Annotated in this window: 12 protein-coding genes; 5 read left to right on the top strand and 7 right to left on the bottom strand. The window is 34.7% G+C overall.

Annotation, left to right across the window (positions count from 1 at the left end):
- Positions 1-50 precede the first annotated feature (50 nt).
- The 5 genes from RB619_RS11580 to RB619_RS11560 all read right to left on the bottom strand — a co-directional run bounded on the left by RB619_RS11580 (position 51) and on the right by RB619_RS11560 (position 6,003).
- Complete coding sequence (locus tag RB619_RS11580; protein WP_308097567.1) at positions 51-749, bottom strand: response regulator; 699 nt, start codon at positions 747-749, stop codon at positions 51-53.
- The gene (locus tag RB619_RS11575) at positions 739-2,796 is read right to left on the bottom strand and encodes an ATP-binding protein (RefSeq protein WP_308097564.1); all 2,058 of its coding nucleotides are present in this window, start codon (positions 2,794-2,796) and stop codon (positions 739-741) included. The genes RB619_RS11580 and RB619_RS11575 overlap by 11 nt, the downstream gene beginning before the upstream one ends.
- 96 nt (positions 2,797-2,892) lie before the next feature.
- Positions 2,893-3,129 carry a hypothetical protein gene (locus tag RB619_RS11570; RefSeq protein ID WP_308097562.1) on the bottom strand — a complete coding sequence of 79 codons (237 nt, stop codon included), beginning with the start codon at positions 3,127-3,129 and terminating at the stop codon, positions 2,893-2,895.
- A gap of 179 nt (positions 3,130-3,308) precedes the next feature.
- Positions 3,309-4,208, bottom strand: a complete 900-nt coding sequence (locus tag RB619_RS11565) for a LytTR family transcriptional regulator DNA-binding domain-containing protein (RefSeq protein WP_308097561.1) — start codon at positions 4,206-4,208, stop codon at positions 3,309-3,311.
- 253 nt (positions 4,209-4,461) lie between these two features.
- On the bottom strand, positions 4,462-6,003 hold the full coding sequence (locus RB619_RS11560) for a glycine--tRNA ligase (RefSeq protein ID WP_308097559.1): 1,542 nt from the start codon (positions 6,001-6,003) through the stop codon (positions 4,462-4,464).
- A gap of 161 nt (positions 6,004-6,164) precedes the next feature.
- Between RB619_RS11560 and RB619_RS11555 the strand changes: the two genes are divergently transcribed.
- Positions 6,165-6,785 carry a ComF family protein gene (locus RB619_RS11555; RefSeq protein WP_374119702.1) on the top strand — a complete coding sequence of 207 codons (621 nt, stop codon included), beginning with the start codon at positions 6,165-6,167 and terminating at the stop codon, positions 6,783-6,785.
- A 77-nt stretch (positions 6,786-6,862) separates the two neighbouring features.
- On the opposite strand, the gene RB619_RS11550 is transcribed toward RB619_RS11555, so the two are convergent.
- Positions 6,863-9,535 carry a reprolysin-like metallopeptidase gene (locus RB619_RS11550; RefSeq protein ID WP_308097555.1) on the bottom strand — a complete coding sequence of 891 codons (2,673 nt, stop codon included), beginning with the start codon at positions 9,533-9,535 and terminating at the stop codon, positions 6,863-6,865.
- Positions 9,536-9,730: 195 nt separating this feature from the next.
- Between RB619_RS11550 and RB619_RS11545 the strand changes: the two genes are divergently transcribed.
- The 4 genes from RB619_RS11545 to RB619_RS11530 all read left to right on the top strand — a co-directional run bounded on the left by RB619_RS11545 (position 9,731) and on the right by RB619_RS11530 (position 13,740).
- On the top strand, positions 9,731-10,660 hold the full coding sequence (locus RB619_RS11545; protein WP_308097553.1) for a bifunctional riboflavin kinase/FAD synthetase: 930 nt from the start codon (positions 9,731-9,733) through the stop codon (positions 10,658-10,660).
- Positions 10,661-11,093: 433 nt separating this feature from the next.
- Positions 11,094-11,531: a hypothetical protein gene (locus RB619_RS11540; protein WP_308097551.1), complete on the top strand. Its 438-nt coding sequence runs from the start codon at positions 11,094-11,096 to the stop codon at positions 11,529-11,531.
- A gap of 172 nt (positions 11,532-11,703) precedes the next feature.
- Positions 11,704-12,792: a biotin synthase BioB gene (gene bioB, locus RB619_RS11535; protein WP_308097549.1), complete on the top strand. Its 1,089-nt coding sequence runs from the start codon at positions 11,704-11,706 to the stop codon at positions 12,790-12,792.
- An 81-nt stretch (positions 12,793-12,873) separates the two neighbouring features.
- Positions 12,874-13,740, top strand: coding sequence for a cupin-like domain-containing protein (locus RB619_RS11530; protein ID WP_308097547.1), 867 nt, complete (start codon positions 12,874-12,876; stop codon positions 13,738-13,740).
- A gap of 69 nt (positions 13,741-13,809) precedes the next feature.
- On the opposite strand, the gene RB619_RS11525 is transcribed toward RB619_RS11530, so the two are convergent.
- Complete coding sequence (locus tag RB619_RS11525) at positions 13,810-17,559, bottom strand: T9SS sorting signal type C domain-containing protein (RefSeq protein ID WP_308097544.1); 3,750 nt, start codon at positions 17,557-17,559, stop codon at positions 13,810-13,812.
- Positions 17,560-17,582 lie beyond the last annotated feature (23 nt).

Here is a 17,582-nt window from a genome sequence, read left to right as displayed (position 1 = left end):
AATGAATGACTAACAATTGGAATTTGGAATTTTTTATTTGAGATTTCTTTCTAAAAAAGCCCCTTGCTTTTCGCTTCTTTCAAAAGATCTTCATCTAGACCTGATCTTATTTTCAGCAATTCTTTCAAATTGATTTTGCGTTTTTCAATGGCTGCTAACGAAATCGGAATGTATTGCGACATATCTTCAGTTCGTGTTCCTTTTGATAAATGAAACAAAATCTGTTTATCAAACTGATCAATTTCAATAGAATTATGTGGCGACTGATTTACCATTTTCACCACCGACTGACTATAATACTTTCCGTTTTTCATTACTTTATCAAAAGCGAGCAATAATTCATCAAAAGTTAGATCGTTTTTAATAATTAAGCCATTTGGATTGATTGTTCTGATAATTGTTTTAATTTTCAGAAGTTCTGTATACATCGTAAGCAGAATTACTTTGCATTCTGGCATCTTCTTCAAAATCAGTTTTGCCAAATCTTCACCAGAAAACAGTTCCTTTTCTTCATAAGCCGGCATACTGATATCTAAAAATGCAACATCAAATTTTGGCGTCGATTCGTCTTCTAACAAATCATAAGCCGATCTACAGTCATACGCCTGTGCAATACGAAAATCATATTGTTTTGGATTATATCGCGTTATAGCATTTTTGTATCCTTCAATTATAAAAGGATGATCGTCGACAATTAAAATGTTTCGCGTGATTAAGTGCGAAATTGGAGCTGTTAAATCAAATGTCATTATTTTGCAGGTTAATTTTTTGATCGATTGGGACTTTAATTGTGAGAAGTGTTCCTTCTCCTTTGGCAGATTTTATAGTAACTGTACCCTTACATTCTGCGGCTCTGTATTGAATATTATGCAATCCAATACCATTTTTAGTTTTCTTTACATTAAAACCAATTCCATCATCCGCAATAGACAAAACTAAATAATTTATTTCACTTTTAAACTCAACTGTAATCGTATCAGCATCTGCATACTTGTTGCAATTTTGAAGCGCTTCTTGTATCATTCTGTACAAATTAATTTTGACAGCATTGCTTACAAGATCCCATTTTATGTGAGAATCAAATGTCGTAATTAATTTTGAATTATACGTGTTTCTCTGATTTTCAAACAGTTTCATCAAGATCGCGACAAAATTATTAATTAATTCTGATTTTTCTCTATTTAAATCATGCGAAATTTCACGAATGTCTTCTTCAATATGTTTCAGCTCGTTTAAATACTTTTTTCGCTTCGCTGCTGCCTGGGCTTCATCAATTTTATCGAGACTGTCTAAGCTAATTCTGACGCCAAACATTCGGCCCAAAACACCATCATGTAATTCCTGCGCAACTTTTTTCTTTTCTTTAATTCGGGTCGATTCAATTTCGTTTTGCTGCGAAATCATCAAGTTATAAATATCTTCATTAGCAACTTGTTGTTGCTGTTTAAACAGCAGTTCTCTATTTTTTGCTTGTTGCGTTTTATACACATAAAAAAACAAACCAACCAAAGTACAAATACTGAATACATATACTAACGTTCTGTTTTTTTCCTGAAGATTCGAATTCTGATCTTTTATTTCATTGGTCTCATACTCAATTCGAGAGAATTTTTCACCCATTTTTCGCTCCGATTTCAGCATTTTTTCATTTAATCTAAAATATTCTTTAGAATAAACCGATGCATTTTTTGGATCAACAATAGCAATTTGCTTAAGCGCCTCTAATGTATTTTTTCCAATATTTAGGTTTCTAGCCAAAACCAACGCCTGTTTTGAATACTGAATAGCTCTAAAAGTATCTTTTTCAAAAGCATAAAATTCTGATAAATGAATCCGACTCAGTACAGATGCCGATTTTAATTCGAGACTGTCTCTAATTTTTAAAGCCCTGTCAAACTGGTCTGGAAGACCTTTGAAATCTCTTAATTTAAATTTAGAATATGCTAGATTATCCAACAACATAGCATACAAGACATTTTTCTCCTGAAATAAATTTTTCTGATTTAATCCTCTTTGAAAATATTCTTTTGCCTGTTGGTAATCATTCAAATTAATATAAACAAAACCAATGTTATTCAAAGACGTTGCCTCTAACTGTAGTTCTCTGGGAATTGATTTGTCTTTTAAAACGTTTAAGGCTTTTTTATGAAATTCAAGCGATTTATCATATTCTTCTCTATCATTATATAAAATTCCTAATAGATTGTAGCATTCATAAAGCAAGTCACTCACGTTTTTTTGCTTTTTTAAAATGCTCAGCGCTTTAAAAACGCCAATTTCGCTTTCAAAATAATCTCCTTCATTGTATTGAAGGCTCGCTTTGCTTAAAAAAGTCTGAGCCAAATTATACTGGTCATTAATCCTCAAATAAATTTTTTGTGCCTTAAAAAAATTCAAGAAAGCACTGTCTGGAACGCTTTGCGAACTATAAAAATCGCCCAAGTAAGTATAAGCCTTACCAATACTTACAGAATCTTTTGCGATTATTGACCTTTCTAAAACCAATTTTGATATTTTACGATATGATTTGAGATCATTCATATTGTAATATCGATTAGCAACCTTAAACAAATTAGCCCTATTGATTGAATCGTTGTTCTTATCAATTATAATGTTAAGGGCTTTTTGAGTATATTTTTGTTTTAGGTCATAAGGCAAATTAATATCATTTGCTAAAGACAAATAAGTAGGTAAACTGTCTTCTCTTGAAACCTCGTTTTTATCGATGGAAGCTTTCTTATTGCAACTTAATAAGATAAGAAATAAAACTAATATTATTTGCGAAGTTTTTTTCAATGGCTTTTTTGAATTTTACCAAAAATAGTAAAAGTACCGACACAAAAAAAGGCTGTCAAAATTTGACAGCCTTTTTTTGTATAATGTAACTTGTTTTTAGTCAAGTTTTATAGTGTTTCCTAGTGATTGTCTGTCTTGACTAAATCCTTCAGACTGATTATTTTTTAAATCATTAGTAGTAGTGTGAAAATCAACTTTTCTACCACCATCACGTCCAGTAGATTGTCCTCCAATAATTGTATCTGACTCTACGAAAGAAGTTGTTGGAGCTGCGAAAGAAGTTGCAACCATTACTAAAGAAAATAATCCGAATGTTAAAGCTGTTTTTTTCATGACCTGAGGTATTTAAGGGTTTTAGATTTTTTTTGTTTTTGGAGCCGATCGCACTTTGCGTTTCGGTTTGGTAAAATTATACCCCTAGACGAAAAAAATTTACATGAAAAATGGAGTTTATGGTAGATCATGCCCAAATGATAGTCACTGGACGTCAAATTCGTGTAATTATCTAGTTTTTAGATCTCTATGTAATTACCCGCAGAAAAATTAGCAATGATTAAATCGACATTTGCTTTGTAAGTTTTGGAAAAAGGAACCTTTTTCGGGGAATTTTTTATGTAACAAACTGAGTTTCCGTTATGAATTCTCGAAATGTAGTTTTGATTGATGATATAACTATTATGAATTCGAATGAACGGATGTACTAAAATACTTTCAAAATGCTTTAAAGTCTTAAAAGCAGTAACCATTTCGCCAGAACTCAAATAAATATCTGTCGAATTATTATCGGCTTGAAAATAACAAATATCTGCCGCATTCATGTAGCGATAATCGCCATATGACTTAATGCAGAGAATAAGTGGTTTTTCAGGATTTTGTGTCAATTGAACTTCTTGAATAACTATTGGCGCTTCTTCTTCGGCTACAATTTGTTTTTCCTCCTCGACTAAAGGCATTATTTTGGCCTCTGAGACGTTTTCTTCCAAAATATTGGCAGATGATTCAATTACAGCAGATTTTGGCTCTTTTGGCTCTAAAAGCACTTTTTCGAGCTTCAAAAGCGTTTTTACAACATCAACATGCGTCAAAGGTTTCAAGATATAATCAAAAACACCATATTGAATAGCATCAAAAGCAAGTTCCTTTTTGGCTGTTGTGATAATGATTTTTGGTATAACAGATAAAAACCGGTACAATTCACCAATAAATGCGAGCGACAAATTACTTGTACTGTTTTCAGCATCAATTTCTAGGAAGATGAAGTACGGCCTGTGTTCTAAAACCAAATTTAATCCTTGCTGATAATTCGTCGCCGATGCTATAAAAGTTAATTCTGAAAAACCTTCTGCAACGATTCTGGTTTTCAAAACACTTTCAGCGTCATTGTCAATTATAATGTAGGAGTATTTTTTCAATTTGGTTTTAAAATAATTTTTAAATGAATAGCGGTTTTTCCTTCGCTAGTTCATTTTATAATTTTAGCGTATGATGTGCAATTAAATTTACGCAATTTATTTACGCAAATAATTCATTGTTAACACATTACACTAAAATGTTAATACATAAAGATGAAATGCATAAAAATTCGACGAAATGCATTTTTCAAAATTAAAAAAATCCCAAACTCCTTTAAGGAATTTGGGATTTATATAATGTTAATTGGGAAAATTACATTTTCATCAACCAGTTTTTCATCGAAACTTCATTTTCAATAATCGCTCTCAATTCAGAAATTTTAACGCGATCTTGTTTCATTGTATCTCTATGACGAATCGTTACTGTTTCATCTTCCAAAGTTTGGTGATCAACAGTTATACAGAAAGGCGTTCCAAGAGCATCTTGTCTTCTGTAACGGCGTCCAACTGCATCTTTTTCATCATAAGCAACATTGAAATCCCATTTCAAATCTTCAATGATTTTTTTAGAAATTTCTGGTAATCCATCTTTTTTAACCAATGGAAGAACCGCTGCCTTTGTTGGCGCTAAAACTGCAGGCAATTTAAGCACTGTTCTCGTTGAACCATCTTCTAAAGTTTCTTCTTGCAACGATGTTGCAAAAACTGCTAAAAACATACGATCTAGACCTACAGACGTTTCTACTACGTATGGCACGTAGTTTTCATTTAGTTCCGGATCAAAATATTGTAATTTTCTTCCTGAATATTGTTCGTGTGCTTTTAAGTCAAAATCAGTACGAGAGTGAATTCCTTCTAATTCCTTGAAACCAAATGGGAAGTTGAATTCAATATCTGCTGCTGCATTTGCGTAATGCGCTAATTTTTCGTGATCGTGAAAACGGTAGTTCTCTTTTCCTAAACCTAAAGATAAGTGCCAGTTTAAACGTGTCGTTTTCCAGTGCTCATACCATTGCATTTCTTCTCCTGGACGCACGAAAAACTGCATTTCCATTTGTTCGAATTCACGCATACGGAAAATAAACTGTCTTGCAACAATTTCATTTCTAAACGCTTTTCCTGTCTGAGCAATTCCAAAAGGAACTTTCATACGGCCTGATTTCTGAACATTTAAAAAGTTCACAAAAATACCTTGAGCCGTTTCTGGACGCAAATAAAGATCCATTGCAGATTCTGCAGAAGCACCTAATTTAGTTCCAAACATCAAGTTGAACTGCTTTACATCTGTCCAGTTTCTAGAACCAGTTTCAGGATCAGCAATTTCAAGCTCTTCGATCAAAGCTTTTACATCTTCAAGATCTCCGTTTCCTAAAGAACGTCCTAAACGCTCTCTAATTTCTCTTTCTTTGGCCAAATATTCAATTACACGAGCATTTGTCGTTACAAATTCTTCTTCATTGAATGCATCACCAAAACGAGCTTTTGCTTTTTCAATTTCTTTTTTAGCTTTTAGATTAATCTTTTCAGCAAAATCTTCTACTAAAACGTCAGCTCTATATCTTTTTTTAGAATCTTTATTGTCAATCAAAGGATCATTGAACGCATCAACGTGGCCTGAAGCTTTCCAAGTTGTTGGATGCATCAATATTGCTGCGTCTAAACCAACAATATTTTCATTCATCTGAACCATTGATTTCCACCAATATTCTCTAATATTCTTTTTTAATTCGACACCATTTTGTGCGTAATCATACACTGCACTCAATCCATCGTACACTTCGCTTGACGGAAAAATAAATCCGTACTCTTTTGCGTGCGAAACCACATTCTTAAATAAATCTTCTTGTTTTGCCATAGTGATGCAAAAATATAAAAAGTCCTTTTAAAAAAAAGAAAAATAATAAAGATTGAAGTTTGAATTTCGTTAGTTTTGTAACTAAATTCTTTCTATTTGTGTTTAATTCTATAATAAATCTCTTTTTCCCGAAAGTTTGCTCGGGATGTCGCTCTGTTTTAATGACTAACGAAACCGTTTTATGCACCAATTGCCGACATGAATTGCCTCTGACGCAATATCACCTCGATTCTGAGAATGAAGCTGTAAAAAAGTTTTATGGAAAAGTTGAAATTGAGCACGCATCGGCTTTATTGTATTTTATCAAAAAAGGAATTGTTCAGGAATTGATTCACAATTTAAAATACAAAGGCCACGAAGAAATTGGAACTGTTCTTGGAAATTGGTACGCAGAAGATTTAAAAGAACTTCAATTAGAAAATCCTTTTGAAGTTGTGATTCCTGTACCGCTTCATCCTAAAAAATTTAAAGAACGCGGTTACAATCAGGTTACTGCTTTTGCAAAAGCAATTTCAAAAAATCTAAATCTCACTTTTGAAGATGCGGTTTTGTACAGAAAAAAATATTCGAAAACACAGTCAAAAAAGAATCTTCTTGGTCGATCAGAAAATATTGAAAGCCTATTCGATGTCAAATTCTCTGAAGAAAATCACAACAAACACTTTTTAATTGTCGATGATGTTTTAACAACAGGTTCAACGCTTGAAGCCTGTGCAAAAGCGTTGCTGAAAATTCCGGGAGCAAAAATTAGTATTGTTTGTATGGCGATGGCAAACTCTTAGAAAAGGAAATTCCAATATTTTAAATTCCAAATTCCAACTGTTTAGTTTTTGGAATTTGGAATTTAAAATATTGGAATTTAATTTACGATAAGTTTTTTAACTGTTCTTCTTTCGCCATCAATAACCGTTACCAGATAAACTCCAGATACCGCATTTGGAAGCTGAATATTTTGGTCAAAATTTGATGTGCTCTCAAAAGTTTTTGAATAAACAGTTTTGCCCAAAATATCGTGAACAAAAACCTTCACTCCTGTTGCCGACTCACTTTGAAACTTAATCGTAAAGTTTCCTTTATTTGGATTTGGATAAAGGCTAAAATCGATATTTTCAAAATTTGGCGTTCCCAAAGTATATGTCTGACCACAAATATTAATTGAAGCGGAATTTAATGTTCCGAAGTTTCCAACCACTGCATCTCTAACTCTGAAAGTCCAAGTTCCCTGCGTATTTTCACCATTGAAAGCGCTTAAAGCATCAACCGGTAAAACGATTTGTTCAGTCGTTCTAGCACAATCTAAAGCAGCGCCCGAATCATTAAACTGCAATGCTAAAGTAGATTTTGTCGATCCGCAATTTTTATTGAACAAGCGAACCACAGTTCCAGCAGGACTGACAATTTGAAGTTCTATATCGGAAAATTTATCGTGCGTTATATTCACAGAAACATCTACGTCTGTAACTATTGCTTCTGATGTTGGAACAGTCACAGTTCTTGTAACAAAAGTGGTTGTGTTTGGTATTGAAAATGAACTTCCAAAACTATAATTATCACAAGTTGAAGTTGAAGTATAACCAACTGCAAAAGGCTTGCTGTTTATTGCATAGAAGATATTTCCTGTTGGTTCAATTAAAATTCTGCAATTTTTAGATGAAGGAACACTTGTAGGAAGCACAATAGTTTCAGTACCATCATTTGCAGTATTCGAAGCCAAAATTATAGGAAATGTCACGCCTCCATCGGTAGATAATTTAATATTTACTGCAGAAGCACCTGCGAGCGAATTTGTATTATTTACACTCCAAGTTACTGTTTCACTCAAACCTTGCCACCAGCTTACATTATCATTTGTATGAGAAGTCACTGCAAATGGCCCTGCTGTCGAAACAACATTAACAACCATATCATCAGTAAATGTTTGCGCTGCGCCTTGAGCTGCGTTATCGCGTCCTGTCAAGGTAAAATGAAGCGTTCGTGCAATTGACGAAACCGATTCCCAAGTTGTGGTAAGTCTGTTTTGAAGAACATAATTAAAGCTTGGCATATAACGAACCGTACTTGCACTTGGAATTACAGAACGAAATAATGGTCCGTCTGGTTTTGTTGTATACGCTATACTCGTGCTTCCCGAAGTTGTTGTCGCATTGTCATTTTCTTCCCATGTATAAGTAACCGAATCTCCTTCGGGATCTGAGCCAGTTCCTGTCAAAACAAAAGCAGTACTTATTGGAATTGTATAATCGTTACCTGCACTAACAACAGGCGGATTATTTGTAATAGCTGTATTTACCGGACAAGTTTTATTGGACAATGTATTCTGAATTTGCCTTATACTTACATATGCAAAATAATCGTCAGAAGTATTCTGAATATCGTACTCGCCCGTCACTCCAGCATAAGCCATAATTGTAGAACCACTTCCAGGTTCAACGTTTACGTTAGTTCTTTCTTCTGAATCATAAGAAAAAGTATGATTGGCACCTAATTGATGACCAAATTCATGTGCCACAAAATCAATATCAAAAGTATCTCCTTGGGGTTTAGCATCTGAAGGCGATGTATAGGCACTTCCTTTCCCTAAGGGAACTCCTGTTGTTGGATTTGTACAAACACAACCAATGCATCCAGCATTACCGCCTCCGCCAGAAGCGCCAAACAAATGTCCGATATCATAATTGGCATTCCCGATAACATTTGTCAAAGTCGTCTGAACCTCTTGATTCCAAGCACCATCTGCGCCTGTAGAAGCATTTGAATATGGATCTGAAGCTGCATCTGTATAAATTACAGCATCGTTATTATCAATCAAAACTAATTTTACGGCTAGATCTTTATTAAAAACTCCGTTTACGCGGGTTAAAGTATTATTCATGCCGGCAAGTGCTCCAGCTTTTGTTCCGCCAAAAAATGCTGTATACTCACCCGTACATGATAAAGCCAGACGTATTGTTTTAAAAACTTTAGCACTTGATGCTGTATTTTCAGTTTTTCCAGTTATACCTCTAGTCAAGATCGCATCATCAGTTTTACAAACAAGCTTTTTTGAAGTTGAAGTGTTTTTTGCAAACAAGATATATTCCGTTTTATCATCTGGGTTTTCCTCAATAAATTCAGTCGATTTATCAGAACGAAAAACCATTGTCTGAAGACCCAGCGGCGAAACGCTAAAATGTATTTTGGCACTTTTATCGTCTAAACCACTTCCTTCATAAGATCTTATTTCGGGATATTTAGCTTGAAGTTCAGCCTCAAAATTTGAAGATTCCCAAACAACAAATCGCTCTAAAGTTCCTGAAGAATTAGGAATTGTAATTTCGGCCGTATTATTTTTTGACCCTTTTCCTGTGGCCGATGCCAATTTTATTTGAAGAAGCTGTGCATTTAATTTGTAATACAATTTCTCAGAATCTGAGCTATTTATTCTTTTATTCAACACAGAGCTTGCACTGCTTTTTTGCCACAAATCATTATTTTGGGCATTTAAAACAGTACAGAAAACAATAAAAAATAAAGAGAGTAAAAGTTTTTTCATATTCGGAGGCGTTGATAGATCAAAATTAAGTGAATTAAATCAAATTCTTACATATAAACGACATTTAACTCTTTTTAGTCGACGAGTTGGCGTATTTTCACAAAAAGAAACAATCTTCTTTCAAAAAAATCAATTCGCCTTGGCATCAAATTCAAAATAGATAGTATAAATTTGCAGCATCTTAAATTATTTGTTTTGAATCTCTTTCATTCTATAAACGATTTCCATTCGACCAAGAAAACAATTTTAACACTTGGCACCTTTGACGGCGTGCATATTGGTCATAAAAAAATTCTGGAAAGAATTACTCAGAATACCGAAAACGGCAAATATGAAAGTTTGGTGCTTACTTTTTTTCCGCACCCAAGAATGGTTTTGCAAGAGAAATCGGAAATAAAACTTCTAAACACCATTACCGAAAAAACAAAACTTCTTGAAGCAACAGGAATTGAAAATCTTGTGATTCATCCTTTTAACGAAAGTTTCTCAAGATTAACGGCAGAAGAATTTGTCCATTCTATTTTAGTTGATCAATTTCAGATTCAAAAAATAATTATTGGACACGATCACCGTTTCGGAAGAAACAGAACTGCAAATATTGACGATTTAATTGCTTTTGGAGCCGAATATGGTTTTGAAGTAGAGCAAATTTCGGCTCAGGAAATTCAAGATGTTTCGGTAAGTTCAACCAAAATCAGAAAAGCACTTCAAGAGGGAAATATGGCTTTGGCCAATGATTATCTGGGTTATAATTATTTTTTAACCGGCGAAGTTGTAAAAGGAAAGCAATTAGGAAGAACAATTGGTTTTCCAACGGCAAATATTCAGATTGAAGAAGATTACAAATTAATTCCGAAAACAGGTGTTTACGCTGTAAAAGCAATTGTAGATCAAAAAGAAGTTTTTGGAATGATGAATATTGGCTTCAACCCAACTGTAAGCGGTGAAAAGCAAACTATTGAAGTCAATCTATTTGATTTTAATGAAGACATTTATGGAAAACAAATTGAGGTTTCTTTACTGAAGTATTTGCGTGAAGAACAGAAATTTGGTTCAGTTGATTTATTGAAAGAACAATTAAATCAAGATAAAGCAAATGCTTTAGATTTTGTGAGCAAGCTTTAAAAATTTAATTCTAAAATATATAGAATGTCTTGAAATATTTTGTTACCGATATAAAATCTCTACGAGATATTCCGCTAGGAATTAAATATTGGTAGAAAAACAACAATTAATTCTACCACAATTACAAAGATTTAACAAATTAATTTGCGTGAATTTGTGTAATTTGCGGTTAAAAACTAAACGAACATAGGCTTATTAATATAAATCTCTACGAGATATTCCGCTAGGAATTAAATATTGGTAGAATAAATATTGCGTTCGATCAATTGTCCTGTCAAGGACTTCATTTATGGCATGACAACTTTTTCACAATATCATTCCTCATACATAACATTTTATCAATTTTAAATCATCGTAGTTGTTTTTTTAGTAAATTTGATATAGAACACTGTTCTTCAAACATTTACTATTAACTTCTTTAAAAATAACCACTATGAAATTACCTAAAGAAATAACCAACGGGTTTCTGATATTCCTCGGAATAGGCATTTATTTTTTATTGATGAATGTGTTAGGTCTTGCAGATTTGTTCTATTTACGTACGCTGAACGTGTTTTTTATCTTTTATGGCGTGAACAGAACTATGCAAATGAACCTGCATGAAGGAGAAACCAATTTTGTGTCGAATGCAGTTTCTGCCATGGCAACTTCAGTAGTTGGCGTGTCAATGAGTGTTTTCGGATTACTAGTTTATAGCTATGCAAGAGGTGGAGATGCCTATGTACAAACCTTATCAGAGACCTTTATGTTTGGAGGAAATCCTTCTGTACCAACATATTGCATCTGTTTACTTTTTGAAGGAATTGCCTCTTCGGTCATCGTAACTTTTTTGATGATGCTTTATTGGGGCAATAAATATATAGCCGATTAATATTTCAAAATAAATCGTAACATTTAGCACTCTAAAATCATAGAATTATACATTTTTATGATTTTAGAGTGTTTCTTTTTTGAAAATAGCTGTCAAATATTCATTTACCGAGTACATCATTGGTTGATTAGAACAATTTAACTACTTTTGAGGCTTCAAAAACATTGTATCAATGAGCATTACAAAACACAATTGGACTAAAGACGAAATAATCGCCATATATAATAAGCCAATAATGGATCTTCTTTATGAAGCTGCAACCATTCACAGGCAAAATCACGATCCTAACGTAGTTCAGGTATCGACTTTATTATCAATAAAAACCGGAGGCTGTCCAGAAGACTGTGGTTACTGCCCGCAAGCGGCACGTTACAACACTGGCGTTGAAGGAAATGATTTAATGAGCGTAAGCCAAGTAAAAGCTCAGGCTTTGCGTGCAAAATCAAGCGGATCTTCTCGAGTTTGTATGGGAGCTGCATGGAGAAACGTAAAAGACGGTGAAGAATTTGATCAAGTTTTAGAAATGGTTCGTACCATTAACAAACTTGACATGGAAGTTTGCTGTACGCTAGGAATGATTACTGAAAATCAAGCACAACGTTTAGCCGAAGCTGGATTATATGCTTACAACCACAATTTAGACACTTCTGAAGATTATTATAAAGATGTTATTTCTACGCGTGCTTTTGAAGACCGTTTAGAAACTATCGAAAACGTTCGTAAAACAAATGTAACAGTTTGCAGCGGTGGTATTATTGGGATGGGAGAAAGCATTGAAGACAGAGCTGGAATGCTTGTTGCGCTTTCGACTTTGAATCCACAACCGGAATCAGTGCCAATTAATGCATTAGTTGCTGTTGAAGGAACTCCGATGGAAGATGAAAAACCAGTTGAAATCTGGGAAATGATTCGTATGGTTGCTACAACCAGAATCGTAATGCCAGATACGCAAGTTCGTTTATCTGCAGGAAGAACAAATATGAGTCGTGAAGGACAAGCAATGTGCTTTTTTGCTGGAGCAAATTCAATTTTTGCTGGTGACAAATTGCTTACAACGCCAAATCCTGATGTTCACGAAGACATGAAAATGTTTGAACTTTTAGGATTGAATCCGCAAAAACCTTTTACAAAAGTTTCACAGCCAAAAACGGTTGAAGCAGCAGATTCTCAATTTGTTCCACTAGGTGAAAAACCAAAATGGACAAGACCAGGACACACAATTGAAAGAAATGTTGAGCATTCGATTAAATCAAAAATTTAATTAATAGAGTTCATCCATCTGAATAAAAATTTTTAAATTGCTTATAAATCAATGTTATAAGCAATTTTTTTATTTAGAAAGATGAAGTTAAAACAAATCCAAAGGGTAAAAAAAATCTCAAAAGCCGATTTTATTTCCCAATACGTTAAAAAACAAATTCCCGTTGTTGTTGAACAATTGACAGAAGATTGGCCTGCTTATCATAAATGGAAATTTTCCTATATCAATGAAATTGCAGGCGATATTACGGTTCCATTGTATGATAATCGTCCGGTAAATCATGAAGACGGTTTTAACGAAGCACATACAAAAATGAAAATGAGCGATTACATAGCTCTTTTAGAATCAAAACCTACCAATTACCGTATCTTTCTTTATAATTTCATGAAAGAGGTTCCAATATTGAATAATGACTTTAAATGGCCTGAAATTGGTTTGCGATTAGTAAAACAAATGCCGATGCTGTTTTTTGGAGGCGAAAACTCAAAAGTCTTCATGCATTTTGATATTGATTATTCAAATATTCTACATTTTCATTTTCATGGAGAAAAACAATGCATGCTTTTCGCGCCAGATCAATCAAAATATTTGTATAAAGTGCCACACGCTTTAATTTCGAGAGAAGATATTGATTTTGATGATCCGGATTATGAAAAATTTCCAGCTTTAAAAAATGCCGAAGGATATATTACAAATCTTAAACATGGTGAAATGTTGTATATGCCCGAAGGTTATTGGCATTATATGAAATATTTAACTCCGGGATTTTCGATGAGCCTGCGTTCTTTTCCTAAAAATATTGTGAACTTGTCAAAAGCCGCTTACAATGTTTTTATTATGCGTCATTTTGATATTTTGATGCGAAAATTCAAAGGTCAAAAATGGATTGATTATAAGAATGAAAAAGCAATTACCAATACGCATGAGAATCTCCGAAAGAGTGCATAAGCAAGATTTACGAATTAAAAAAAGCAGTTAGAGTATTGATTCTTTAACTGTTCTTTTTTTATCTTCTTATTAAAATGCGACCTTTTTTGTAGTTGTATTTCCATTTTCTAAAGTCACTTTTACTAGTAAAACCTGACTCGCAGAGCGGAAATTCAGCAACTGCAATTCTGTTGCGTTAATATTTTTTTTCTCATAAAGGAGCCTTCCTGAAAGATCAAAAACAGCAACATCCCGAATTGCTTCTCTGTTTGATATTACTTTCATGTCTTTTAAATTTACAGTTACCCAGACATCATTTTCTACGTTTGAAACATCATCTACTCCCAAAGATTTATTAGTGTATCGAAGCGTGAAGCGATCCGGAAAAGTTCCCACTTCAGTATTAAATGTATAATTAGCTTCACGAAGATTATGTATCTTATTTGTCAATTTATCTTCTAAATAAATAGATTGCAAAGTCAAATTACCATCAACATGATGAATTGAAATAGTAAAATTACCAGCAATAGTTGTACGATATCCTAATGGAACAGCATCTGAATTTTTAAACGGAACTGCTCGACCTTGAATTGCGAGTTTATGCTCATTGTTAATGCTATAAAAGTCCAGATATTTATTTCCGTCAAAACTATCTCCATCGTATTTTCTGTCGTATTCATTTGTTGCGCCTTCGATGTAGCCAACAAGTAATTGTTTAAAAGCGCCTTCGGTATTAGTCATATTAAGCCAAATCCTATTTTTTTCGATAGCCGAATCTTTAGAAGATGGATCAGATTTAAAAAATTGTGTATTTGCGTCTCCACCTCTTCGCATTGAATTATTAAAAACGATAGTTCCGGATGCTGCTATTCCTGCAAAAAATGATTGTCCCGCTCCAATGTTACCACTTGGAGGATTATTATTATTTCCTGGAGCATTATTACCGGATCCAGCCGCTGTACCAACACCTCCTGTTAAATTATAAGTTGCATAATCATCATCTCCATACTCGTAAGCACCACCTAGCGCCACTGGTGTATTATGTGTCCAGAAATAGAGAGTGCCCTCTAATATTGAGCCATTTATATTAATAAAGTCGTCTGCATTTAAAGCAGATGGATATGGATTTCCTATTAAGAAGAACCTTTCCGAAACTACATTTTCACCCGTAATATTACCATTATTAGGAACCCCATGAAACATAGCTGTAAAAGTACTTCTGATGGTGTTCGAGAAATTTTCAGGACCACGGACAATATATCCTTTTCCAAGAACCATGATTTTAGAAGGTGGCTCTGCTACCCAATTATAGCCATTATGGCTAAACAATTTGTCTGTTTTCGTCATTGGCGAAACATCTATAAGAGCTTGAGGACTCACTGGTGTCGACCAATACACATAATCAGCTTGACGAATAGGATAAGTACTACGTTTATAAAAAATACTTCCTGTGTTTGCATTATTATCTGAACTTGTCTGCAATAAACTTGCGCTATCCTCAAAAATTAAACTACCACTATTAACATGGACTCCTTTGACGACATTCAAAGTCTTTCTACTCTGAATAGTTACTTTTGCATTATTGTTTAAAGTACAGGAACAAGCATTTATATTCTTATCCAAATTATAATCAGCTTGAAAATCTAGTATATCATCGATAGATGGATCTGTTACTCCGTACGACCATGAACTTCCATTCCAAGTGTTATACTGAATAGTGATTTCTGAAGAATAAGTTATAGAACAATTATTCTCAATCGCGAATTTGTATTTCCCGAGAGGCAATCCGGAAATTGTCAAAGAAGTTCCTGAATAAGCCCGTGGCGTAACTACTGTGCCATCAGACTGTAAAATATTTCCAGTGCCAGACAATCCGCTTAGCGTAATACTTCCAGTAGGAGTTGTACAATTTGGTTGCGAAAAACTTAAAATATTTGGAGCTGCAGGAATGGGATCTACATCAATTCTGGTTTCAATTGCAAATTCCTCAGAGCAAGTTCCGTTTTTAACAACTGCTCTGTAACTTGTGCTTTCAGTCAATATCCCAGGTTGATAAGTAACTCCTGTATGACTGATTGGTTGCCATACATATGGTGTGGTTGTAGCATATTCCCATCTTACAATCGTGCCAACGTAATTATTGAATGTTAATAAAGGACTTGGGTTTCCTTGACAAATATGAAGCCCTCCATTCACAACTCCACGTTCCGTTTTTATCACAGAAGTTGTGTTCGATGCATTTGTAACTGCAGGACATCCATTAGAAGAATATCCGACTGAAACTGTTTTATTTCCAGTAGTCACCCATTGCAAAGTCACAGTATTATTTGCAGATGAGATACCACCAGAAATAATATTATAATCAACTCCAACTGTTCCTGGAACTGACCAAATATAATTTGCCTGTCCTGCTAAGGTCGTATAGACAACATCAGTATTAACACAAACTGAAGCTCCCGGTTGTACAGAAAAAGTAGGAACCGGAATTTGATTAACCGTAACGGTTGTGGCTGTAGAACTTGCCGAAGTACAAGCACCGTTTTGTACAACAGCCCTAAATTGAGTTGTTTGCGTTAATAATCCAGAAGTATAAGTTGGTGCCGTATTTACAATTGGAGTCCAAACAGAAAATGGACTAACTGAAGATTCCCAATTTAAAACAGTACCTGTATTTCCGCTTAAAGTTAATACGCCACTTGCAGCACCGCTGCAAATCGTTGTTCCTCCACCAACTGTTCCCCCAACTGATGGTGAAGAAATAACGATACTTGCTGTATTATTAGAAGAAATATCAGCAAAACAAGCTCCTGATGTCAATTTGGTAATCGAAATATTTCTTGAACCTGCTGTGCTAAATCCAGACAAGACAAAACTTCCTGAACCGGCTGCTGACACAGTCATCGCGATTGTTAATCCATTGTTTGTGGGATTCGTCAAATTATAAGTAACAGTGTAAACTCCAATAGGCAAAGAAGTTTGAGATCCAGTAAGTGTTATTGTTGTATTACCCGATGTACTACAGACGGGAGAAGCCGAAACTCCAGTAATACCGTAGGATGGACAGGTATAATTTATGATTATCCGACCTCCGGCTCCTGCTCCTCCTAACTGCGTTCCGCCTAATAATGTAGTCATGGCGCCACTTCCACCGCCGCCGGGTGGTGTTCCGGTATTTCCAGGAAAGCTACCTAAAACTGTACTGGCTACACTGGCACCTCCTGCACCTCCACCCGTGCCACCACCTTTGCCCCCAGCTCCAGAACCTTGCAATAACCCAAGAATACCTGTGCTTCCAGCGCCTCCATCTACTCCAGAAGTTTTTGTAATGGAGCCAAATGAATCAGTTGCTAATCCACCCTTACCTCCTGCTGGTGTTCCTCCAGAATTATTTAGGGTACCTGCTTTTCCTCCCGCTGCTAAAAAAATACTTTCATATCCTAAAATAGTCGAATTTCCACCAGAAGCCCCGCTGGCTGGGATTCCAGCAACTTGAATATTTAAGGTTGCACCTGGCACAACAGTAACCTTTCCTTTTGCGTAAGCGCCACCGCCGCCGCCGCCGCCACTTCGTCCATCTACAGTAGCTCCACTTGCATCTCCTCCCGAACCACCTGCACCCCAGCCTTCAACATCCATAGAAGTAACACCAGCCGGGACATACAAAGTATTATTTGAGTTATAAGTATGTGGAGGTTGCGCCCACAAAGAGCTGTAAAAAAAGAGCAAGAGAAAACAAAATTGCAATCTTTTAACGAAGTCAGATTTTTTTTGTGGTTTTAAATAATCTGAAAATGGAATCAAAATTTGAAAAAAGAACCATCTGAGTAGAGAATTTTTCATACAGTAGCATTTTAAAAAATTAA

Source organism: Flavobacterium sp. LHD-80 (assembly GCF_030929605.1).
GTDB lineage: Bacteria > Bacteroidota > Bacteroidia > Flavobacteriales > Flavobacteriaceae > Flavobacterium.
The sequence above is the reverse complement of the archived record's forward strand: the minus strand, read 5'-3'. Positions and strand labels throughout refer to the sequence as shown.